Annotated in this window: 18 protein-coding genes, 1 tRNA gene and 2 rRNA genes; 6 read left to right on the forward strand and 15 right to left on the reverse strand. The window is 41.1% G+C overall.

Annotation, left to right across the window (positions count from 1 at the left end; all coding sequences use genetic code 11):
• The 3 genes from J2746_RS13035 to rrf all read left to right on the forward strand — a co-directional run.
• Positions 1–199 (forward strand): 23S ribosomal RNA (locus J2746_RS13035); the annotation flags it as partial.
• A gap of 97 nt (positions 200–296) precedes the next feature.
• Positions 297–368: transfer RNA gene (locus tag J2746_RS13040), tRNA-Cys, on the forward strand.
• Between the two features lie 28 nt (positions 369–396).
• Positions 397–518 (forward strand): 5S ribosomal RNA (gene rrf, locus J2746_RS13045).
• Positions 519–949: 431 nt separating this feature from the next.
• Here the strand turns inward: rrf and J2746_RS13050 are convergent.
• Complete coding sequence (locus J2746_RS13050) at positions 950–2,227, reverse strand: sodium-dependent transporter (RefSeq protein WP_245250171.1); 1,278 nt, start codon at positions 2,225–2,227, stop codon at positions 950–952.
• 138 nt (positions 2,228–2,365) lie between these two features.
• Here J2746_RS13050 and J2746_RS13055 point away from each other — a divergent pair, with 138 nt between their 5' ends.
• Positions 2,366–3,796 carry a dihydrolipoyl dehydrogenase gene (locus J2746_RS13055; protein ID WP_209621894.1) on the forward strand — a complete coding sequence of 477 codons (1,431 nt, stop codon included), beginning with the start codon at positions 2,366–2,368 and terminating at the stop codon, positions 3,794–3,796.
• Positions 3,797–3,854: 58 nt separating this feature from the next.
• Here J2746_RS13055 and J2746_RS13060 read toward each other — a convergent pair whose 3' ends face one another.
• The 14 genes from J2746_RS13060 to J2746_RS13125 form a co-directional block, all read right to left on the reverse strand.
• Positions 3,855–4,760 (reverse strand): glycine betaine ABC transporter substrate-binding protein, encoded by a 906-nt coding sequence (locus J2746_RS13060; protein ID WP_209621896.1) that lies wholly within the window; start codon positions 4,758–4,760, stop codon positions 3,855–3,857.
• A 63-nt stretch (positions 4,761–4,823) separates the two neighbouring features.
• Positions 4,824–5,714, reverse strand: a complete 891-nt coding sequence (locus tag J2746_RS13065) for a glycine betaine ABC transporter substrate-binding protein (RefSeq protein WP_209621899.1) — start codon at positions 5,712–5,714, stop codon at positions 4,824–4,826.
• A gap of 55 nt (positions 5,715–5,769) precedes the next feature.
• On the reverse strand, positions 5,770–6,603 hold the full coding sequence (locus J2746_RS13070; RefSeq protein ID WP_209621902.1) for an ABC transporter permease: 834 nt from the start codon (positions 6,601–6,603) through the stop codon (positions 5,770–5,772).
• 1 nt (position 6,604) lies between these two features.
• Positions 6,605–7,801: a quaternary amine ABC transporter ATP-binding protein gene (locus J2746_RS13075; protein ID WP_342451848.1), complete on the reverse strand. Its 1,197-nt coding sequence runs from the start codon at positions 7,799–7,801 to the stop codon at positions 6,605–6,607.
• 294 nt (positions 7,802–8,095) lie between these two features.
• On the reverse strand, positions 8,096–9,673 hold the full coding sequence (locus J2746_RS14925; RefSeq protein WP_209621905.1) for an alkaline phosphatase: 1,578 nt from the start codon (positions 9,671–9,673) through the stop codon (positions 8,096–8,098).
• 225 nt (positions 9,674–9,898) lie between these two features.
• Positions 9,899–10,681 carry a coenzyme F420-0:L-glutamate ligase gene (cofE, locus tag J2746_RS13085; protein ID WP_209621908.1) on the reverse strand — a complete coding sequence of 261 codons (783 nt, stop codon included), beginning with the start codon at positions 10,679–10,681 and terminating at the stop codon, positions 9,899–9,901.
• Positions 10,681–11,928 carry a phosphomethylpyrimidine synthase ThiC gene (gene thiC, locus J2746_RS13090; RefSeq protein WP_209621910.1) on the reverse strand — a complete coding sequence of 416 codons (1,248 nt, stop codon included), beginning with the start codon at positions 11,926–11,928 and terminating at the stop codon, positions 10,681–10,683. The genes cofE and thiC overlap by 1 nt, the downstream gene beginning before the upstream one ends.
• Positions 11,928–12,809, reverse strand: coding sequence for a methylenetetrahydrofolate reductase (locus tag J2746_RS13095; protein ID WP_209621912.1), 882 nt, complete (start codon positions 12,807–12,809; stop codon positions 11,928–11,930). The genes thiC and J2746_RS13095 overlap by 1 nt, the downstream gene beginning before the upstream one ends.
• Positions 12,810–12,881: 72 nt before the next feature.
• Positions 12,882–13,493 carry a methylenetetrahydrofolate reductase C-terminal domain-containing protein gene (locus J2746_RS13100; RefSeq protein WP_209621914.1) on the reverse strand — a complete coding sequence of 204 codons (612 nt, stop codon included), beginning with the start codon at positions 13,491–13,493 and terminating at the stop codon, positions 12,882–12,884.
• Positions 13,490–14,725, reverse strand: a complete 1,236-nt coding sequence (folP, locus tag J2746_RS13105; RefSeq protein WP_209621916.1) for a dihydropteroate synthase — start codon at positions 14,723–14,725, stop codon at positions 13,490–13,492. The genes J2746_RS13100 and folP overlap by 4 nt, the downstream gene beginning before the upstream one ends.
• An 89-nt stretch (positions 14,726–14,814) precedes the next feature.
• Positions 14,815–15,675, reverse strand: a complete 861-nt coding sequence (locus J2746_RS13110) for a bifunctional methylenetetrahydrofolate dehydrogenase/methenyltetrahydrofolate cyclohydrolase (RefSeq protein WP_209621918.1) — start codon at positions 15,673–15,675, stop codon at positions 14,815–14,817.
• A 46-nt stretch (positions 15,676–15,721) separates the two neighbouring features.
• On the reverse strand, positions 15,722–16,957 hold the full coding sequence (glyA, locus tag J2746_RS13115; protein ID WP_209621920.1) for a serine hydroxymethyltransferase: 1,236 nt from the start codon (positions 16,955–16,957) through the stop codon (positions 15,722–15,724).
• An 80-nt stretch (positions 16,958–17,037) separates the two neighbouring features.
• On the reverse strand, positions 17,038–17,646 hold the full coding sequence (gene purN / locus J2746_RS13120) for a phosphoribosylglycinamide formyltransferase (protein ID WP_209621922.1): 609 nt from the start codon (positions 17,644–17,646) through the stop codon (positions 17,038–17,040).
• A gap of 91 nt (positions 17,647–17,737) precedes the next feature.
• Entirely contained in the window at positions 17,738–18,706 is a 969-nt protein-coding gene (locus tag J2746_RS13125) for a transcriptional regulator (protein WP_209621925.1), read from the reverse strand.
• Positions 18,707–18,955: 249 nt separating this feature from the next.
• Between J2746_RS13125 and J2746_RS13130 the strand changes: the two genes are divergently transcribed.
• Positions 18,956–20,851 carry a sensor histidine kinase gene (locus J2746_RS13130; RefSeq protein WP_209621928.1) on the forward strand — a complete coding sequence of 632 codons (1,896 nt, stop codon included), beginning with the start codon at positions 18,956–18,958 and terminating at the stop codon, positions 20,849–20,851.
• A gap of 66 nt (positions 20,852–20,917) precedes the next feature.
• The gene (locus tag J2746_RS13135; RefSeq protein WP_209621931.1) at positions 20,918–22,222 is read left to right on the forward strand and encodes a tRNA(Ile)(2)-agmatinylcytidine synthase; all 1,305 of its coding nucleotides are present in this window, start codon (positions 20,918–20,920) and stop codon (positions 22,220–22,222) included.
• Positions 22,223–22,230 lie beyond the last annotated feature (8 nt).

Below are 22,230 nucleotides of genomic sequence, written 5' to 3' on the forward strand. Positions count from 1 at the left end.
ATCAGTTGTCCGACAGGGCATCGCTGAGCAGCTACGCGCTAAGGAATAAGAGCTGAATGCATCTAAGCTCGAAATCTGACTTGAAAAGAGACCACGTTAAGGATTCCGGTACAAGACCGGTTTGATAGGGTCGGGATGTAAGCACCAAGGCAACGAGGTGTTAAGTCTGCGGCTACTAACTATCCGTGCCTGTCTGTCTTGCTTTGTCCAGGCGAAATCTGATATGTGTATGTTGAATATACCCGATAACAAAGGTAAGCTATAAATATAATGGATTCATCCATAAATCGCTCACTGCCAAGGTGGCGGAGCGGCTACGCAATCGCCTGCAGAGCGATTCCATTCCGGTTCGAATCCGGACCTTGGCTTTACCTTTACCAATTCATCGTGAGTGAGTTTGGCGGCCACAGCGGCAGGGTCATTCCTGTACCCTTCCCGAACACAGAAGATAAGCCTGCCAGCGTTCCATACTGTACTTAAGTACGAGAGTCTTTGGGAAATATGGATCGCTGCCAGCTCACTCACACATGATCTAACAACTTCTTTTTCTAATTTGTTTCATGATAATTAGTTTTGGCTTTAGTTAACTTTTGTTTTTCCAAATAAAATTTTCATGTAAAAGTGACAGTGAAATAATTATTCATGATATTGAAAACATTTACCAAAAAAGTTTTGAAAAATATCTCATTAAAGCTTTGTATAATTACTTTTATTTTGATATTTTTTATTCCATGACTAATATACTCAAAAGCACCTTTATACAATAAGTAACTTAGAAAACATGTTTCTCTCTTGTTCAAAATAGGGCTCAAATGCCCTTATTTCTTTTTTGTTTTTCCTAATTATGGAATCATAATAAATTAATCCAACCCTGTACAAGAATCATCAGGACTATGAAGGGCAGTAAATATCTTGCATAAGGGCTTACCCACTCTGGTAATTTTCTTCCCTATTCGATATTTGCTTCTTTAATGAACCTATCCCAACCCCATCCGGTTTTTAATGTACAAAACATCACAATTGCAAGAGCACCAACTGGAAGAATATTGTTACTGAATATGAAATCTTCAAGATCAAGTATTCCGGTACCTGGTCCAAAAGGTTGTATCCAGCTTAAAGGGCCAAAACTCAGAGCACAAGGAAGTGAAAGCGCAAGTATCCCAATAGTATTGACAAATGCAGCCTTTTTTCGCTTCCATCCCCATTCATCCATGGTAAAAGCCATTATATTTTCAAATATTGCAATAACAGTTGACATGGCTGCAAATGCAAGGAATGTAAAGAAAAGAATACCCCATAATCTTCCTCCTGTCATCTGGTTTAATATATTGGGAAGTGTTACAAAGATAAGTTCTGGTCCAGCACCTGCATCAATGCCAAAAGCAAATGCAGCAGGGAATATAACAAGTCCTGCAAGTAGGGCAATTGAAGTATCCAGCACAACCACGTTGATAGTTTCTCCCGGTAAGGAGCGTTCTTTACCTATGTAGCTTCCAAAAATGGCCATTCCGCCCGCACCAGCACTAAGCGTGAAAAAAGCTTGTCCCATTGCAGCATAAATAGCTTCACTGTCTATAAGACTCATATCAGGTTTCAGATAGAAAATAATTCCTGCATTTGCTCCCGGCAGAGTGACAGATTTGATGACAAGTATCAATAAAATAAGCACCATTCCGGACATCAGTGTTTTGCTTACTTTTTCAGCTCCTTTTTGTAATCCTTTTGAACATACCCAGAATCCGGTTAGCACAACAAGTCCCATCCAGAATACTATCTCCTGTGTATGGCTAAGAAAAGCTTCGAAAAAGCTGCCAACTTCCTGAGGCTCAAGTCCGGAGAAACTTCCGTCAATAGAATAGTAAACGTAGGCAAGTCCCCAGCCTGCAACTGTCGTATAGAACATTACGAGCAGTACATTTCTTATAATTCCCATGTATCCAAAAACATGCCATTTACTTCCTTCAGGTTCCAGTTTTCTCATGGCTCCGGCAATGTTCAGTTTTCCGGCTCTTCCAATAGAATATTCCATTAAAAGAATAGGGAAACCAAGTAGAATCAAGAATGCAAGATAAATAAGAACAAAAGCAGCTCCTCCATATTTTCCCGTGATGTATGGGAAGCGCCATATATTGCCAAGTCCGATGGCACATCCAGCAGATATAAGTAAAAACCCAAGTCTGCTGGAAAGTTCTTCTCTCTCTGTGTTGTCCTTTGTTTTTCCGCTCATTGTAAGTTCGTATTCATATTTGCATGCATGTATTATAATATTAATACTGAGTACTATAGTTTTACTTTTTTTACATCGAAAGTAATTATACCTAATAGAAACCAATGTTCAAAGGAACATGATAAAGTGGGGAATCAAATGAAAGAATATGATCTTATTGTAATTGGCTCAGGCTCCGGAACAAATTATATAAGTGGAATACTCGATGCGGATTCTGAAATGAAAATAGCATTGATTGATAAGGATGAACCAGGAGGAATTTGTCTAACCCGTGGTTGCATTCCTTCAAAAATGCTTCTATATCCTGCAGAACTTGTCAGGGAAATAGGAATTGTAGATAACTTTGGTATCAAGGCTTCAATTGAAAACATAGATTTCAAGGCAGTAATGGAAAGGATGCAAAGTTCAATATCTCAGGATATTGAAGGCATCAGAAATAGTTATACTCATCTTCACAGGCTGGATTTTTACAATGAGCCTGCTGAGTTTGTATCTCCCTATACAATGAAGGTTGGTGCTGAGACAATTACTGCAAAAATGATATTCCTGTGTACAGGTTCAAAGCCGGCTATTCCTACTATAAAAGGAATTGAAGATATAGATTACCTTACAAGTGATGATGTCCTGAAACTTACAGAGCTTCCAGAGAGCCTTGCAATAATCGGTGGAGGCTACATAGCAGCTGAATACGGACATTTCTTCTCTGCCATGGGCTCGAAGGTTACTATCATAGGTAGAAACCCAAGGCTTATCCCTGAAGAAGAACCAGAAATCTCCACTCTTGCAAAGAAAATGATGTCAAAGCACATGGATATCCTTACCAACTGTGAAGTAATTGAAGTGAAATCCTCTGCAGAAGGCAAAGTCGTCATTGCAAAAGACCGTGAAACAGATGAGGAAAAAGAAATCACTGCATCTGCAATACTTGTGGCAACAGGCAGGAGCCCTAATACGGATATCCTCAAACCAGATCTTGGAGAGATTGATACTGATAAGCGTGGCTGGATCAAAGTGAATGAACACCTTGAAACAAGTTCAAAAAATGTCTGGGCTTTTGGAGATGCCAATGGTAAATACCTTTTCAAACATGTTGCAAACCATGAGTCTACTGTAGTGTACTATAATGCTATACTTAAAAAGAATATGAAAGCCGATTATCATGCTGTTCCTTATGCCGTGTTCTCATACCCCGAAATTGCCGGTGTCGGAATGACGGAAAGACAGGCTGTTGTGGAATATGGAGAGGACAAAATTACTATTGGTTTCTATCGGTTCCAGGATACTGCAAAGGGAGTTGCAATGTCCCTTGGTGATGAGTTCGTGAAAATTATCCTTGAAAGTGAAACACAGAAGATTCTTGGTGCTCATATTATAGGACCTGAAGCTTCAGTCCTAATACATCAGATAATTCCTCTAATGTACACTCAAAATCAGGATGCAAGCCCTATAATGTATGCAATGGATATTCATCCGTCACTAAGCGAGGTCATAAAAAGAGCATTCTACTCAAGGATGCCTCCTATTGAATATCACATGATTATGCAGGCTTATGAGCTGGAAGAAGCCTGAATCTAAGTAAAAAAGAGTTAAAGAGAGAACTTAGTTCTCTCAAATTCACTTATTTAGTTTATTCCTGGGTTCCAATAACTTCATTTATCTTTTCAGGATTTTCTGCAAGCCAAGCAGCTGCAGCTTCATCCGGGGTCTGACCTTCATCAATTGCAATCATAATTGATTCTATGTCAGAAAGGTCCATCTCAAAGTTCTGGATTATCTGATAGAATTCAGGGTTATCCTCTTCAAAACCAGTCCTGGTAAGTATAATAAGGTCATCACTTCCTCCATATTCTCCCTTTGAGTCTTCGAGGAATTTAAGGCCATCAATGCGAGCAAAACTCCAGTGTGGTCTCCAAAGGGTTACAACTACCCATTCTTCGTTGTTGATCTTGTCCTGAAGTTCAGTGACCATTCCTACAGTACTGCTTGAGTAAAGTTCGTATTCTTCGAGTTCGTAATCTACAATGCAGCTTTCTGTGTTCTGCATGATACCTGCTCCAGGTTCAATACCACTTATCTGTCCATCAAATTTGCTGGCATTGCCTTTGAGCTCTTCAATAGTGTTGATTGGTACGTATTCAGGAACAACCAGTCCGCACTTTGCACCTGATGCAATTACCTGTGCTTGAACAAGGCTATCATTGTATTTATCCCAGTAAGGTGCCTGGGTTGCAGGTAACCATGCTTGAATCAGAACATCTATGTCACCCTGTGCTGTTGCCTGGTAAAGAGCACCAAGGTCTGCACCTTCTACAGTTTCGTATTCATATTCACTTTCATCAAGAATCTGTGTGAATACACTTCCAGTAGCACGTGAGTCATCCCACTGTACTATCCCAATTTTTACTGCTTCCTGTGTTGTATCTTCTGCCGTGGATTCAGTATCACTTGCGTTATCTTCAGAAGTACAACCTGAACTAATAAGAGCGCATGCAATTATTAAACATGCAAGTATTTTTAAAAAATTATTTTTCATAAAATCACCTCTATGATTTATTATATCATGTAAAATAAAATTAAAAAATAAAGGTTAATACCTTTATTCTTCAGTTCCGAGCCATTCGTTTACTTTCTCAGGGTTTGCATCCACCCACTCCTGAGCAGCTTCTTCTTCTGACATGCCCGCTTCAAGATTTGACATGACGGACTGGATGTCATCATGTGTCCACTGGAATCTGCTGATTATTCCATAGAGTTCCGGATCATCTTCTTCAAGGCCTACCCTTGCAAGTGTTTCAACATGATCTGCTTCGCCGTAGACTCCGTTTGGATCTTCAAGGTATTTCAAGTCAAAGCTGTTAAATGCCCAGTGAGGTGACCAGAGCGTTACAACAACCCAGTCATCATCTTCGATGGAACTTTTAAGTTCAGCTGTCATTCCGGCACTGCTACTTGAAACAAGTTCATAATCAAGACTGTAATTCTCGATTGCAGTTTCTGTAGTAGACATGATACCTGCTCCCGGGTCAATACCAATGATCTCACCGTTGAACTGTTCCTTGTTGTCATTGAGTTCTTCTATGGAATCAATTGTTACATATGTTGGTACAACAAGGCCAATGCGGCAGTCTTCAAGGTTAACTGCAACACTGTCAATATCATCTCCGTACTGTTCCCAGTAATTCCTCTGTGTCTGTGGGAGCCATGCGGAAGTTGTAAAATCGAACTGACTGTCTGCAAGTCCCTGGTAGAGTGCTCCTGCATCAACAGCAATTATCTCAACATCATAACCTGCCTGTTCAAGGACAAGTTTCATGACATTTGTGCTGGCAATCTCTCCATCCCAGAGCACATAGCCAATAGTTGCTTCTTTTGTAACTGTATCTTCTTCATTTCCTGTATCTGTAGTGCCTTGGTCAGCACATCCACTTACCATAACAAGCATGGCAAGAACTAAAATTACTGAAAGGACTTTTATTTGACTTTTCATTTTATCACAACTTTGTATAAAGTAAAAGACCGGATGGTCTTTAATTTAATATGAATTATTTTTTTGGTGTAAGGTTTTGGGTCAGTCTGTCAAGTATGATCGCAATAATTACGATTCCTATACCCGCTTCAAATCCCTGACCTATGTCTACTCGCTGTATTCCTACAAGTACCTGGTAACCAAGCCCACGTGCACCGATCATGGCAGCGATTACAACCATGGATAGTGAGAGCATGATACATTGGTTTACGCCTGCCATTATTGTAGGAAGAGCAACTGGAAGTTCAACTTTGAATAGTTTTTGCATTGGTGTTGTGCCAAAAGCAGATGCAACTTCATCCAGCTCTACCGGAACCTGGCGAATACCCAGATTTGTCAAACGGATAGCAGGTGGCATTGCAAAAACGATTGTTGCCACAAGACCCGGGACATTTCCAAGTCCGAAGAATATGACTGCAGGTATCAGATAAACAAAAGAGGGCATGGTTTGCATGAAGTCCAGTACTGGTTTCACAATATGGAAAATCGTTTCATTCTTTGCAGCCAGAATCCCTGTAGGAATTCCTATCAATAAAGCTACAAGGGCTGATGATAATACTAGAGCGATAGTTTCCATGGAAAGAGTCCACAGTCCCATACTATCTATCAGTAAAAATCCGACTACGCTTCCAATTGCAAGTTTTAGATTTTTCCTGGAACCCAGATATATAAGGATAGCAGCCACAATAATGAATGCAAAAGGTGGTAAAAATAACAATACATCCTTGAATCCGGAGATTAGCATATCTATTAGGTCACTGAAGATATCCATTAAAAAACCAAAATTATCATTCAGCCAGTAAACTCCTGTTTCCACTGCTTCTCCTATGGGAAGTTCAGGCAAGACCATTCTAATCCTCCTCCTTCATTGCCAGAGCACCAAGTATGCTACCTCTGACTATTACTCCTAATATCTTTTCATTTTCGTTAATAACTGCAATAGGTAAGGCATTCTCTGCCATCATTGGTATTATTTCCTTTATGGGCATATCAGGAGTTATTATGTTGATATCGGTTCTCATGACATCCCTTATGCCTTTATGTTCCTTGGCTGCAGGAGCTGCAGCATCAACACATAATATTCCCTTTATCTTCTTATCTGCATCAACTACGAATATTGATGACATACCATGTTTCTTCATGAGCTGAAGTGCAACAGGAAGTCCTGAATTGACTGACACTACAGGATCTGGTCTTTTCATGATATTTTCAGCTGTAAGTATCTTTGTCCTGTCAACACCGGCAACAAATTCTGATACGTAATCATCAGCAGGATTTGTAAGGATCTCTTCTGCAGTACCTATCTGTGCGACCATTCCGTCTTTCATGATAGCTATTCGATCACCAAGCTTCAGAGCCTCATCAAGGTCATGGGACACAAACACAATGGTTTTCTTCAATTTGTCCTGAAGTGCGATCAATTCATCCTGCATCTCCGATCTAATAAGCGGATCCAGTGCGCTGAATGCTTCGTCCATTAGAAGAACATCAGGGTCAGTGGCAAGGGCTCTTGCAAGACCCACTCTTTGCTGCATACCTCCACTTAGCTGAGATGTCTTGCTTGATCCGTAGCCTTTCAGACCAACCTTGGAAATAGCTTCTTCAGCTTTTGCATATCTTTCTTCCTTTGATATGCCTTGTATCTCAAGACCAAAAGCCACATTGTCTATTACAGTTCTATGAGGTAGAAGTGCAAAGCTCTGGAAGACCATACTCATTTTCTTTCTTCTGGCCTCTCTCAAATCCTTATCATCCATTGTGGCAATATCATCACCGTCAATAAGGATATGACCTTCACTTGGATTTATCAGACGGTTCAGGCAGCGCAAAAGAGTTGATTTTCCTGAACCAGAGAGTCCCATGAGTACAAAAGTCTCTCCTTCGTAAACATCAAAGTTTACTTCATAAAGGCCAACGGTCTGTTTTGTTCTTTCAAAAATTTCCTGTTTGGAAACGCCTTCCTCTATGAGCGATATTGCTTTTTGAGGATTCTTGCCGAATATCTTGACAAGATTACGAACTTCTATTTTCTTTTTTCTAATTGGAATACCTCAATTTGAAATAAGGTTGATAGAATTATTAGTCTATATTTTTGATTGGGCAACCCTATATTAATCTATCGTTTCATATCGCTAAAATAAGCCTTATTTTGTTTTATTTTTTTAAAATAAGCTTAAATATGTCTTTTCTGATTATTAATATAAAATAGGTGGGCAACACATATCTTAATTATCTTTAATCTATGATTATTTTTGCCGGAAGAAAAAAGGTTCCAATCCGGTTCAAGTTTAAACTGAAATGAAAAAAGAAAGAGGAATAAAACCCTCTTTTCATATTAAAATTTACATCTCGTTGATAATTTCTACTGCTTCCTGTGGTATGAAGAATTCATCATCTTCGCTGAGTGTGGAATCTCCATCTGCCATTGGTACAGCAACGACAATACCTTCAAGATCGTATTCTGTGCCGTCAATTCTGAGAATATCCTTGCTTACAGGAAGTTCAGCTTCTCCGTTGATTATGATGACAGGGTTTGCTGCGTCAGTTGTATCAAGTTCCCAGTCTTCTGCGAATGCATCGCTTACTTCTACAAAGAGTTCTTCAGAGACTTCATCAAGGTTAAAGCCGAATGCATCAGCAACACATGTTGCGAGTTCGGTGTTATCGAGGAGTCCGGTTGGCTTCTCAGGACCGTATGCATAGAGTGGTACATCTCCGCCTGTGTGACCACCTGTTGTCCATCCAATTACAGACTCGCCTGCTCCGCCATTAATAGGATCAATGATCTCGTCTACTGAGACGTCAGTGTAAGTAAGTTCTGGATAAGCACCATTGGTGTTCTCGTTTCCTATTGTCATACCACCAGTGTTGTGGTCAGGGAACACGATTACAAGTGTGTGTCCATCTTCTTCAGCGAAGTCAACAGCTATCTTTACAGCGTCATCAAATGCAATGAAGTCGGTTACCATGTACAGTTCGTCATTAGCATGTCCTGCCCAGTCGATCTGGCTACCTTCTACCATAAGGAAGAACCCGTCTTTGTCCTGTGAAAGAAGCTCAATTGCCTTGTCTGTCATTTCTGCGATTGAAGGCTGCTCAGTTCCCTCGCGGTTCATTTCAGCTTCCATGTGGCTGCTTGCGAACATTCCCCAGGTCTTACCGGTTATGATCGCTTCCATCTCGGTCTTTGTTGTAACGTAGTTGTAACCTTCGTCGATAAGAACTTCTGTGAGGTTTTCGCCATCTTCACGCTCGCCGCCGTCTGCTTCTGTAATTAAGTGGCGTTCTGCTCCGCCGAATACTACATCAATGTCCTGGTAGACCATGTGCTCCATAATCTCGTTGTCCATGCCTCTGTCGTGAATGTGTACTGCGTAAGCTGCAGGTGTTGCATGGGTTATGCGGGATGTTGCTACAAGACCGGTTGCCTTTCCTTCGAGCTTTGCACCTTCAAGGACTGATGCTATTGGAGCGTATGGCTCAGCCATATCTTCTGCATCATAGATAGAAAGGAGATCTTCTGTCCTTGGTCCGACACCAAGGAATCTGGCGGTTGTCTTTTCACCTGTTGCAAATGCTGTTGCTGCTGCTGCAGAGCCGGTGATGACTGAGTTTGCCATGTTTGTGGAAACCATCCCGGTATACATGCTGTCAAGCTGTAGTTCTTCTCCACCCTCTTCTGCAAGGTACCAGCGTGCAAGGGTCTGTATGTTCTGGTCACATCCGTCAGGAACCATCACAATAACATTTTTAATTTTTTGGTTAGAGTTTTTGTCTGAAATATATTGACCTTTGTTTTTGTAATCATCATCATCCCATTTGTTGTTATTGTTCTTGCCAGCCATAGCAGCAGCTGCACTTCCAAGAACAAGCATGCATACAACAAATAATGCAAATATTAATGTGTGTCTTTTATCCATCAAATCACCAACCTTTTTCAAGGTTTCTGGCAGGATTTTGGATTTGAGGCACTAGTAGTTTCCACAAATGAATTATGTAGTTAAATTGTGTTTTTCATTTATCCGTAGCGCTATATACAAAATTTCATCTACAATAGGCATATGTGATTATATGTTTCTATATATTTCTTTGAAGGCGCAGCATGTGTATTTATAAAGAAAAGTAATAATTATAAACTGAAAAAACTATGCTTTTCTGATATTGCTATAATACATGCACTCTTCCCTGCTGAAAAGGGGCATATCGATATCATCATCAACTACCTGGACAGGTGCACCTCTTACAATTACAGCAGGCACACTTTCACCGGCTTCACCCATAAGTATCTGTGCTGCAGAAACAAGATTATCAGCAACTGCTTTACGGGTTATTGTCATTTCTTTCCCAAAAAGATCACAGCTTCCCCTTGCATCCTCTACAGGAATTATCCCGGAAGTCCCAAGGGCAATTCCAACACAACCAAGTCTCAGGGGCTGTGTCCGGCTGTCACCCACAATTACTCCAATATTGCATTTACAAAGTTCCTTGATTTTCTGTCTAATACTTCCTGCACTTTTCTGTGCGTTTTCCGGAAGGAGGACCACATAACCTTCAGGTGCATTGGAATCGTCTATGCCGGCATTTGGTGCCAGCGTACCTCTGGTAATTGTTAATGCTGCTCCCGGAACTCCTCCAAATATTTCATCACATTCCTGAACTATGAGCTCCATTTCCCTTTCATCCAGCTGGTATTTTTCAGCAAGCTTTTTGGCTTTCTCCCCTGGAGTGATGTCATCAAGGCGTACAAGGCGTCCCTCTGCTGTTGCAAGTGGAGATTCGGCAATGATGAGAATGTCATTATCCTGCAACTCCAATCCCTGTTTTTCAAGTGAATCAATGATTACCTCTGCAATGTTGTCGCCGGGTTTAATAATTGGAGTTTTGACACCAAACATTTGCAGGAATGGCAAAGATGGCTCTTGCGGCATTAGTTATCTCCTGTAAGATAATTTTTCATTATTTTTATGGCGCAATAATCCCCGCACATTGAGCAGGGTCCTTCATCAGGACACATTTGTGAAGGCTTTGCAGGATCAATGGCAAGTTCTGCCTGTCCTCTCCAGTCAAAGTTTGCTCTTTTTTCAGCAAGCATCATGTCAGCATCATTTAATCCATATTTCATAGAATCTCCAATGTGAGCTGCAATCCTGAATGCAATAAGTCCTTCTTTAACCTGTTGTGGATCTGGAAGTGAAAGATGTTCTGCCGGTGTTATGTAACAGAGATAATCTGCACCTGCACCACTTGCCATGCTTGCACCAACTGCTCCTGCAATATGGTCGTAACCAACTGCAATGTCAGTAGGCAGAGGTCCGGCAACAAAGAGTGGAAAATCAGCTTTGTCCTTGTATAATTTCACAGAATCCGGAATATCAGCTGCCTGTATATGACCACCCATGCCATTGATTATTACCTGCACACCCATTTCATTTGCTCTTTTTGCAAGTGTTGCATTCGTCTCAATTTCCATTAACTGGGCGCTATCTTTCAGGTCATGGATGCATCCGCTTCTCATGGTGTTCCCAAGGGATAGTACAACATCATTTTTTCTGAGTATTTCCATTATCTCATCAAAATGCTCGATAAAAGGATTCTCACATTCATTAAGAAGCATGAAACTGCTGGTAAAGGAACCACCTTTTGAGACCATTCCCATAACTCTGCCTGTGCCTTTGAGTTGTTCAAGCATCTCCTTTTCCACGCAATGAAGCAGTACTGAACTTACTCCCTCATCAACATGTTTTTTCAGGTAGGAAAGTATATCATTAATAGTTAAGTTCTCCATTCCACATTCAACGATTGTCTGGTAGATCGGAACTGTTGTAACAGGGAGTTCTGTATTCTCAAAAACCATTTTCCTTATGGCAGATATATCGCCCCCCATTGAAAGATCGGTAATTGTAGCTGCACCATATTGCTGTGCGACCTTAACCTTTTCGACCTCTGCTTCCGGGTCAATCGCAGCGGATGAGGTTCCAAGGTTAACATTGATCTTGGTCCTTGCACCTTTGCCAATCGCAACAGGCGGGCACCCTTTACGTGTCATTATTACAAGGCTGCCATTTGCAACCCTTTCCAGAACAAGTTCTTTATCAATATTCTCTGCTTTTGCAACTTCCAGCATCTCAGGTGTGAGGATGCCCTCTTTTGCATGGTCGATTTGCGTTTTTGTCATTATTGTTTCTTCCTGATATCGGCCATTTCAAGTATGGTTGGTGTATTGTTATGTTTCCCAATTGGCATGAGATGAATTCCACGGCAAAGTTTTTGCAGTTCTTTTATTGCCTCTGCACAAATAGCCATTCCTTCTTCTTTTGGTTTTTCAGCAGCTTCCATTCTCTCAATAATCTCATCAGGCACATTTATTCCCGGAATGTTCCCATTCATGAATCTAGCCATGTTTGCAGATCTGAGTGGAATTACTCCTGCAATGATCGGAACTTCAATGTCTCCAATAGATTCCATGAATGATTCGAACATGGAAATATCGTAAACAGCCTGAGTCTGCATGAACTCAATGCCTGTTTTGACCTTTTTTCGTAGTTTCATCATCTGTGCTTTTTTGGAAGGATCAGTATTTGTTACAGCACCTAAAACAAACTGTGGCGGATTCTCTATTGGATTTCCTGCAATATCGTATCCATTATGCATATTTTTTATAATGCTCAGAAGCTGCACTGAGTCCAGATCATAAACCGGCCTTGCTTTCGGGTGATCTCCTTTTGTTGTGTGGTCACCTGTCATAATACAGAGGTTCCTGATGCCCATAGAGTATGCTCCAAGCAGGTCGGATTGTAGTGCAAGTCTGTTCCTGTCCCTGCATGTGAGCTGCATGATAACTTCGTGACCGCCGTCAAGGAGAGCTTTACTCACTGCCAGCGGGCTCATACGCATGATGGCTTTCTGGTTGTCAGTTACATTGAGAGCGTCAACCCATCCTCTTGTGAGTTCCGCATCAGAAAGCATGTCTGCAAGGTCTGTTCCCTTGGGAGGGCTAACCTCTGCTGTTATCAGAAAATCGTTTGATGTGAGTTTGTCTTTGAAGGTCCGGGACATCGGGAAAGTATATGTTTGTCAGGGTTTTAAAATCATCGCAGAGGCTACAAAGTATTTATCGTTTGCAAATAATCACTCAGTAATTTCATCCACTGTCCATATCTTATCCAGCAGGTCGAGTCTTCCAATTTTCTCAAGCCTGTTGCAGATAAGCTCCCATGCACAATCCTTTTCAGAATCGATTTCACATTTTCCGTTTACAGAACCTCCACAGGGTCCGTTTAGCAAATGCTTGGGACATAAACTCTTCGGACACACACTGCCAAAATAATATATCTTGCATTCACCACACATGGCACAGAGTTCGGGAACAACTTCTCCCTGGGTTCTTCCTCCAAGGGATACAGTGTCATTTGATGGATAAACCGGCACATCCACAACACCGGCTACAATAGAAACTCCGCTTCCGCAGGCCATTACAAGAATAGTCTTAGCATCCTTTATTGCAGGATTCTTTTCAACGAGTGAATCATATGAAGCTACACTACAGGCTGCACTTGGGATTACCCAGCCGACAACATGTTTTCCTGCATCTTCAAGACGCTGGCACATCTCCAGAACTTCAGGCTCTCCACCAACGTGTATCTTTGCTGCACATGCGTTGCAGCCGACAACGAAGATATCATCCTCGTCTTTCAGTATTTCAAGTATCTCTTCAAAGGGTTTCGCAGATGAGATTATCATAATTCCCTCAGGTAACCATGCTCCACATCCATGTCATTTTCAAGCACTTCCGCAATCATCTCCGCGATCAAAGGAAGGTTGCGTGCCTGGAATGAGAGCTTATGGACCAGTTTCTCAAATTGTAATATGGTTCCTATTATGAGTACATTGGTTTTGTCGGTTTCGTGTGATACTGCATCACGTTCAAGGGCAGCATCTCCGCCTCTTGCAAGGATCTCCTGCTTGATTATCAATGCCTCGGTGGTGGTGATGTTGTTCACACGGATTACCTTGCTAACGGTTTTGTTCTTCATGACCTTTGCACCGGTGCCGGTAACACGCATGCTCTTCATTAGGTATTCAGCATCATCCGGGTGTGTTATATCTGAAATGCTAACTTCAAAATCGCCTTCCTTCACAAAAGGCTGTCTTTTTCTCATTGCAGCCGCCACCTCTACAACATCCTTTGTTTCAGGGATATCATGCGTCCTTACAATATGAGCTCCCTTGTGAACTACTATAGCAGTCGCAGCAAGGCTTCCGTATAGTCTTTCGTTTGCAGGCTTGTGCAGCACAGCATCAATACATGATTTCCGTGAAACTGCTGCAAGCAGCGGCCTGTCAAATATCCTTAGACTCTCGAACTGGTCTATGGTCTCAAAATCAAATATCGGGTCTTTTTCTGCTATCCATTTACCAACTGCAGGGTCAAGAATAAGTTTGGTGGTTTCTATGCCTTTAGCATCTGCTCTGCTTATAATATCAGCTAGTGATTGCATGATCGCATCCATGCCAATTGGATCACCGGGAAGTTCTTCTGATGCCATTACAACAGCAGGGCAATCGTATTCAGCAACAACATCCATCATCTCAGGATTTGTGGTAAATCCCGAAACATCATTGATAATGTCCGCACCATGTTTCAGTGATTCCTTTGCAACGCTTGCATAAACAGTGTCTACAGAAATAATTGCATCCACGTTATCATTCAGTATTTCCAGTGCAGGTATCATGCGATTGAGTTCTTCTTCCTCGCTTATCACCGGACTTGCAAGAGGCCATGTTGAACGTGCACCAATATCAATTATGGTCGCACCGTCATCGATCATCTTTTGTGCAACCTCAAGAAGAGAATCGTTACTAACAACAGATCCCTTGTAAAAGGATTCCTTGCTGAGGTTGATGATACCCATAAGTCTTACAGGATGTTCGTCACCAACTTTCAAGCCGCATATGTCTACATCAACAACCATTATTCAACCTGGTAGTTTTGATCAAAGGATAAACAACTAAAATAGCTTAATCAAAATAGTATTCAATTAATAAAATATAAGTGTGCTTATCAGCTGTTTGAAGCTGCCATAAGCACATGTTCCATGAGAATTGCAATGGTCATCGGACCAACGCCTCCTGGAACGGGGGTTATAAGTGAAGCTTTCTTCACTACATTATCGAAATCAACATCACCGTAAACCTTGCCTTCTTTCTCGGTGATTCCCACGTCAAAGATCACTGCACCTTCTTTTACCATATCTGCTTTAATAAGGTGCATCACACCGGTCCCAACTACAAGGATGTCTGCATCAAGTGTAAACTTTGTCAGGTCATCAGTAAAGACGTGGCAAACAGAAACAGTTGCATTCCTGTTGATAAGCATTGCAGCCATGGGTTTTCCAACAACATTGCTATGTCCTACAATAACTGCATGTTTTCCCTGGATTTCCACATCATACTCTTCCAGTGCCCTGATAACTCCTTTTGGAGTACATGGCACAAGTCCTTCATCGCCGATGAGGAGTTTACCCATGTTGTATGGGTGGAACCCATCTGCATCCTTTGCAGGGTCGATTGCAATCATTGCTGATTTATCATCAAGGTGTTCTGGAAGAGGCAACTGGAGGAGAATTCCGTGTATGTCCTGCCTATTGTTCAATTCCTGAATACGCAGCATGAGTTCTTCCTGTGTGGTGGACTCAGGCATATTGTGGTCCTCTGCGTGTATTCCAACCCTGTCACATGCTTTGTGTTTAAGGCGGACATACATCTTTGAAGCAGGGTCCTCACCGACAAGTATGGTTGCAAGTCCGGGTGTGATTCCCTTCTCTGCTTTGAGCTTGTCAATTCCCTGCTTAACCTGTTCTTCCACTTTCCTTGAAAGGCTTCTGCCATCAATCTTTCTGGAATCGTAGTTCTCTTCTGCCATTATGCAAACACCTGTTGATTTTCTATACAGGACCTGCGTTTTTGATTTACTTGTAAACCGGGAATCCGCTGCACAGCTGCTCAACATCGGAGTTAACACCATTAAGGACCGAATCATTGTCAAGGTTGTTGATGACCTCTGCAATGTATCCTGCTATTTCCTTCATCTGGTCTTCCTTCATTCCTCTTGTTGCTGCTGCAGGTGTGCCAATTCTGATTCCGCTTGTAATGAATGGGCTTCTGGTCTCGAATGGAATGGTGTTCTTGTTAAGGACAATTCCTGCCTTGCTCATTCCTGCTTCGGCATCCTTTCCTGTGATGTCGAACTTGTTGAGGTTAAGAAGCATTACGTGGTTGTCAGTTCCGCCGGAAACAATATCAAAGTCCCTTGCCTGAAGTTCCTTTGCAAGGACATCTGCGTTCTTAACAGTCTGGATCTGGTCTGCCTTGAACTGCTCTCCCATTGCTTCCTTGAATGCAACAGCCTTTGCTGCGATGACGTGCATGAGTGGACCACCCTGGATTCCAGGGAACACTGACCTGTTAAGGTCCTTTGCGTACTCTTCCTTGCACATTACCATTCCACCCCTTGGACCTCTTAGGGTCTTGTGGGTTGTGGTTGTTACAAAATCAGCATAAGGCACAGGACTTGGATGTGCGCCTCCAGCTACAAGACCTGCAATGTGTGCAATATCTGCAAGCAGGTATGCTCCTACTTCATCAGCAATATCCCTGAATGCCTTGAAATCAAGGGTTCTTGAGTACGCTGAAGCACCGCAGACTATCATTTGTGGCTTGTTTTCCTTTGCCATTGTCATGAGTGCATCATAGTCAAGGGCTTCAGTTTCCTTGTCAACACCGTATGGTACTATATTATAGAGCTGTCCAGCAAAGTTCACAGGACTTCCGTGTGACAGGTGACCTCCGTGTGTGAGGTCCATTGACATGATGGTGTCTCCAGGTTTGATAACTGAGAAATAACATGCCATGTTAGCACCGGAACCTGAATGCGGCTGGACGTTTACGTGTTCAGCACCAAAGATTGCTTTTGCCCTTTCAATGGCAAGGTCTTCTGCAATATCTACAAATTCGCAGCCACCGTAGTAGCGTTTTCCTGAGTATCCTTCTGCGTATTTGTTTGTCATTACAGAGCCCTGTGCTTCCATTACTGCACGACTTGTATAGTTCTCTGATGCTATCAGGTTCAGCTTGTAATCCTGACGGTTTGCTTCAAGCCTCAAGGCTTCTGCAATCTCCGGGTCAATTTCTGAGACATAAGACATTGTTATCAACCATTAAATTCGATATCGATAGTAGTTGGATTCCTGCACAGCAGGATGTTATGGAATTTATATGAATCAATTTAAGTGTGTACTACAATTCGACCTTCCACTTTAAGTTTACCCTCAACAAATAATCTTACAGCTTCAGGGAATATCTTGTGTTCCTGTTCAAGTATACGACCTGCAAGGTCATCGGCGGTATCTCCTTCTAGAACAGGGACACAATTCTGGATAATTATTGGTCCGGTGTCCATTCCTTCATCAACAAAATGTACGGTGCAGCCACTTACCTTTACACCGTAGTCAAAAGCCTGTTGTTGAGCATGAAGTCCTTTAAAAGAAGGAAGAAGTGCAGGGTGGATATTGATAATTCTGTTACTATATGCTGCAATCAGGTCCTTTCCAACCAGACGCATATAACCTGCAAGTAATATTAAATCAACATCGTTGTCTTCCAGAACTTGCATTATTTCTTTTTCATATTCCTGTTTACCTGAATAATCTGAGGGGTCTATGAAAACGTCGGTAATTCCATGGTTGCGTGCACGTTCAAGTGCATATGCATCACCAACATCGCTTATCACAACGGATATTTTTGCTTCCTTTATGTATCCGCTTTCGATATTATCTATAATAGATTGTAGATTCGATCCTCTTCCTGAAACAAGTACTGCAATGTTGGTAGTCATTGTTAGTTCTAAAAGTGATTTCTGTATATTAGGGTTTTGGATTTATCAATAACTGCCGGAAAATAATATCTTTTTCTTTTAAATAGCGATTTCAGGTATTTATATTATGTTTTTTTGTCCTTTCATCAATAAGTTCTGCAAGTTCTTCTGTTCCCGATAGCTTGTCAAGTTCGGTCTTCTCTATAAGTACGGTATTCTCCACAGTTTCTGACTTTATCTGTCCGTTAATTATGAAAACAGATTTTGTCCTTGTAACACAGGAGATACTGCTCATGAGGTCTGCGCGCTTTATCATTGCACTGCTGTATGTACTGACACCTGTTAGAAGAGTATCGGATATATCTTTCGAGATCGCCTTAAAAGGTGCCTGACTTGTGGAAACAACCTGATATCCAAGTGTATGAAGCATTCCTAGTATTCCATCATCAGGTTGCGGTTCAGAGGTATTCTCTGCTGGAATATCGATACTGGTTCTTTTTTCAAAACAATGCAATATATCTATGGATTTTGCAAGGGCAACATCAAGCAGTTCTTCGAGATGAAGCACGATATCGATGGAAGCATCCATTCCTCCCTCTTCATATTTACTGATGGTCCTTCTGGAAACGCCGAGTTCAGTGGCAAGGGCCCCAAGTGACATTGATGTTCTCTTGCGTGCTTCTTTTAGTACATCTCCATCAATTGATACATAAAGTCCTCCGGGAGCTGCTGACACAAGCGGAGGTATGTCCTCGACAAAATAATCATAAAGTGTCTGTACATTGACTGCCGGAATATCATAGCGCATATAGACTACGCTGTCCTCAAGCATCTGGTCCCTGGTCTTTGCGCCAATAAGTATTGCAGTTCCACCAAGATACCGTGCAAGGCTTTTCATCTCCCTTGCGGTCTCTTCATTGAGCCCGTCTATGTTAAAAAGAACTTTACAAAAAAGGAGTGTTTCACTTTTCCTTGCTGCAAGATCAAAGCTTCGTGGTCGAATATTGCATCTCTTTGATACAATGAAGCCTGCCTGCTGTAATACATCAATTATCTGATGTATAAGGATCTCTTTTGTCATGGCTAAATAGGCATTGTTTGCACATCTATATAAATATATCTTATGTCTGTAATTCCCGGATAATACTCCAATCTTTGATAAATTATCCTAATAATATTTCATGAGAAAATTATTTATCTGATGCACATATTTTAATGTGTATATACAACAAAGTTACTTTTCTAGCATAGTTGTTACATTTGCCAGTAGAGTGGAAAAATATGGAATCAGAAATATACTTTGCATAATTATCATTTGAGGGTATTTCTGATGTCTGAATTCAATAAATTTTTCTTCGATACCAGGATCATAATTTTGCTCTCATTAGTCTTTGGTTCTTTTTACTGGTTTATTGATGCCTTGATAGATTATATTTTCATCTCAGGCAATTCTTTTACAAGCTATCTTCTTTGGAATGTTTCTACGCACGAAATATACATGCGTTTTTCAGTGATACTCATCTTTCTTTTGTTTGGAATTGTCATTTCCACATTTGCAGGTCATTCCAGGACAATGAGCATTGCTGTTGAGGATGAAAAGAAAAAGTCCTATAAAATAATGGATATTCTTCCAATGATCGTTCTTTTTCTGGACATAAAAGGTAATGTTTCCTGCGTCAATAAAAAAATTCTTGAATTAACAGGCTATGAAGAAGAACAAATATCAGGTGATAAGTGGCTTCATCTCCTTTTTTCTGATAGCTCTATATATGATATTCGATCTTACTGGGACCAATTCCTGTCCGGTGAAATTGATTCTGTCACCGATCTTGAGGTACCTATAATATGTGCGGATGGTTCCAGAAAATTAATTCTATGGAATGCTGTTTCTTTTACGGATAAACACAATGAATTTAGTGGGATTCTCATCTCAGGTGAGGATGTTACAGATGTAAAAAATGCAGAAAAAGCTCTTCTTCTTGACGAATCAAGACTTGAGGCTCTTTTGAAGCTCAACCAGCTATCAGGTTCCACTAAAGAGGAAATTCTTGACTTTTCACTTGAGAAAGCAGTCGAACTTACTGAAAGTGAAGTTGGTTATGTTGGTTTTGTGAATGAAGCTGAAGAAGAATTCACTATGTATGGCAGATCCATAAAATCAGAAGATGGCTTCAAAGTTACTCCTGTAAATATAGATTTTGATATTGATGAAAATCATCTCTGGTCAATGGTAATGAAGCAAAGAAAGCCGGTCATATCTAATAACTATCCTGAAGATTCTCCTGTTAACCAAGGTTTTCCATCCGGTCATGTGAAGGTCCGTAATTATCTTTGTATACCAATATCCGACTCTGAAGAAATAGTTATGATAGCAGGCGTAGGTAACAAAAATGGTGATTATGACAGTTCTGATATCAGGCAAATGACACTTCTCATGGAAGGTACATGGAAGCTTCTGCAAAGAAGAAAGGATGAAGAAAAGATAAAGTCATATGCAAGAGAGCTTGAGGACAATAACAAAGAATTAGAATCCCTGGATCGCATGAAAGATGAGTTCATGGCAAACATCACTCATGAACTTAAAACACCACTTATTCCTATAAAAGGATACAGTGAGCTTCTTTTTGAAGGTCATCTGGGTTCTATGTGTGATGAACAGAAAAAAGGTGTAAGCGTAATTCTGCAAAATGCCGAAAGATTGCATAAACTGATCGATTCCTTACTCTATATGCAGAATATCCGCACAGGTAATATGCAGTATCACCTTGATTCCATTGATATTGTTTATGTAATTGACAAGGTGGTCGATAAGATTTTTTCTCATAAGGACGGGGATATCCCTGAGCTGAAAAAGGAATATTCTTCACCTTTGCCTTTCATTTGTGGAAACACAACCTATATGGAACAGGTTTTTTCACATATACTTGAAAATGCATTCAAATTCACTCCACCGGAAGGTTCGGTGACAATTGAGGTATTCCGGGAGAAAAAGAATATACATGTTATCGTCAGGGATACAGGTATAGGAATTTCAGAGGAGGAAATGCCTCACATCTTTAAAAGATTCTATCAGGCAGACGGTTCCCTGACACGCCGTCATGGTGGAAATGGTCTTGGACTATACCTTTGTAAAAGTGTTGTAGAGGCACACGGTGGGTCTATCCGTGCAGTCAGTGAGCTAGGAAATGGGACAGAAATACATGTTCTTCTACCTGTTATTGAGTAATAAGTGCGATTATTCCTTTCAAGAGGAATAATTTAAAACCAATCAATTATATTTGCAATTGGTCAAATGAGCAGTGAACACACCAAACTTATCATCGGGATTGATGATACGGATTCCAGGGAAGGCATGTGCACAACGTATCTGTGTGCTCTTTTAAGGGATGATCTTTCCTCTTTTGTACAGGTCATATCAGAACCAATACTTGTGCGTCTGAATCCTACTATTCCTTACAAGACCCGGGGGAATGCATCAGTGGCACTTTTTCTGGAATGCAGGGATTCTCAAAAAGTCATTGATCTGGTGATAGACACAGTTGCTTCCATGGCGTGTCTTGATGGAGAAAATACGAATCCAGGTGTTGTTTTTGTGATTGAGGAGCAGTTTGGTAATGTAAAGAACAAGCTAAGTTCTTTTTTCAGACGTGCAGTTAAAGATGTCATAACAATAGATGAAGCAAAGGAACTTTCATCTGAACTTGATCTTAAGTTCCGGGCTTTCAAGAATGGTCGTGGTCTGATAGGTGCTCTTTCTGCATGTGGAGCTATGCTTGATCCTGATTGGGATCACACATATGAGTATCTTGCTTATAGGGAAAAAGAAGTATGGGGCACAAAGCGTGAAGTTGAAGAGCTTTCTCTTTTTGAAGCCGACAGGCAGACATACCCCGATACATGGGATACCGTTGACCATGTGAATAACATAACAGTCTGTGTTCCTCATTCAGGTGATCCCGTGCTTTACGGAATAAGGGGAAAAGATATTTCTTCTGTGGAAAAGGCGGCTTCTTTTGTAATTTCCGAACCCGTGGAACGTATGTGCATCTATCGTACTAATCAGGGTACAGATATGCATCTCATTCATGTTTCAGGAATTAGTGAGATAAAGGAGATGCATTCCTATATTCTGGAAGGTGAGGTTTTTTCAGAACCTGCAACCATTAGAGGAGGCCATACTATATTCTCTCTGAAGGACTCTGCAGGTAATCTTATCGATTGTGCGGCATTTGAGCCTACAAAGAATTTCAGGGAACTTGTACGCAAGTTGATCCCTGGTGACCGAATAGTGGTCTATGGCAGTGTTACTGAAAATACCCTGAACATTGAAAAGATAAAATTATTGGAGCTGGTAAAGGCATATGAAATCCGCAATCCTCTGTGTCCTTCATGTGGTAAAAGGATGAAATCTGCAGGTTCCGGACAGGGTTACAGATGCAAAAAATGCGGTACAAGGTCTGAATTTACTGAAAACAAAGAACTTAAAAGAGATGTTTTGCCAGGATTCTATGAAGTTCCACCATGCGCAAGGCGCCATCTTGCAAAACAACTTCTTCGATTTGAAAATGACGATCTGCCAATATATCCTGGCAGATGATTAAACTT

This window comes from Methanolobus bombayensis (assembly GCF_017873415.1).
Lineage (GTDB): Archaea > Halobacteriota > Methanosarcinia > Methanosarcinales > Methanosarcinaceae > Methanolobus > Methanolobus bombayensis.

What these genes read in the sequence shown, in the direction of transcription:
- folP (WP_209621916.1), bottom strand. Translation starts at nt 14,725, where the DNA reads ATGGTTGTTGATGTAGACATATGCGGCTTGAAAGTTGGTGACGAACAT.
- purN (WP_209621922.1), bottom strand. Translation starts at nt 17,646, where the DNA reads ATGACTACCAACATTGCAGTACTTGTTTCAGGAAGAGGATCGAATCTA.
- J2746_RS13095 (WP_209621912.1), bottom strand. Translation starts at nt 12,809, where the DNA reads ATGTCCCGGACCTTCAAAGACAAACTCACATCAAACGATTTTCTGATA.
- J2746_RS13050 (WP_245250171.1), bottom strand. Translation starts at nt 2,227, where the DNA reads ATGAGCGGAAAAACAAAGGACAACACAGAGAGAGAAGAACTTTCCAGC.
- J2746_RS13055 (WP_209621894.1), top strand. Translation starts at nt 2,366, where the DNA reads ATGAAAGAATATGATCTTATTGTAATTGGCTCAGGCTCCGGAACAAAT.
- J2746_RS13100 (WP_209621914.1), bottom strand. Translation starts at nt 13,493, where the DNA reads ATGATAATCTCATCTGCGAAACCCTTTGAAGAGATACTTGAAATACTG.
- J2746_RS13110 (WP_209621918.1), bottom strand. Translation starts at nt 15,675, where the DNA reads ATGGCAGAAGAGAACTACGATTCCAGAAAGATTGATGGCAGAAGCCTT.
- glyA (WP_209621920.1), bottom strand. Translation starts at nt 16,957, where the DNA reads ATGTCTTATGTCTCAGAAATTGACCCGGAGATTGCAGAAGCCTTGAGG.
- thiC (WP_209621910.1), bottom strand. Translation starts at nt 11,928, where the DNA reads ATGACAAAAACGCAAATCGACCATGCAAAAGAGGGCATCCTCACACCT.
- J2746_RS13065 (WP_209621899.1), bottom strand. Translation starts at nt 5,714, where the DNA reads ATGAAAAGTCAAATAAAAGTCCTTTCAGTAATTTTAGTTCTTGCCATG.
- J2746_RS13130 (WP_209621928.1), top strand. Translation starts at nt 18,956, where the DNA reads ATGTCTGAATTCAATAAATTTTTCTTCGATACCAGGATCATAATTTTG.
- J2746_RS13060 (WP_209621896.1), bottom strand. Translation starts at nt 4,760, where the DNA reads ATGAAAAATAATTTTTTAAAAATACTTGCATGTTTAATAATTGCATGC.
- J2746_RS13135 (WP_209621931.1), top strand. Translation starts at nt 20,918, where the DNA reads ATGAGCAGTGAACACACCAAACTTATCATCGGGATTGATGATACGGAT.
- J2746_RS13125 (WP_209621925.1), bottom strand. Translation starts at nt 18,706, where the DNA reads ATGACAAAAGAGATCCTTATACATCAGATAATTGATGTATTACAGCAG.
- J2746_RS14925 (WP_209621905.1), bottom strand. Translation starts at nt 9,673, where the DNA reads ATGGATAAAAGACACACATTAATATTTGCATTATTTGTTGTATGCATG.
- cofE (WP_209621908.1), bottom strand. Translation starts at nt 10,681, where the DNA reads ATGCCGCAAGAGCCATCTTTGCCATTCCTGCAAATGTTTGGTGTCAAA.
- J2746_RS13070 (WP_209621902.1), bottom strand. Translation starts at nt 6,603, where the DNA reads ATGGTCTTGCCTGAACTTCCCATAGGAGAAGCAGTGGAAACAGGAGTT.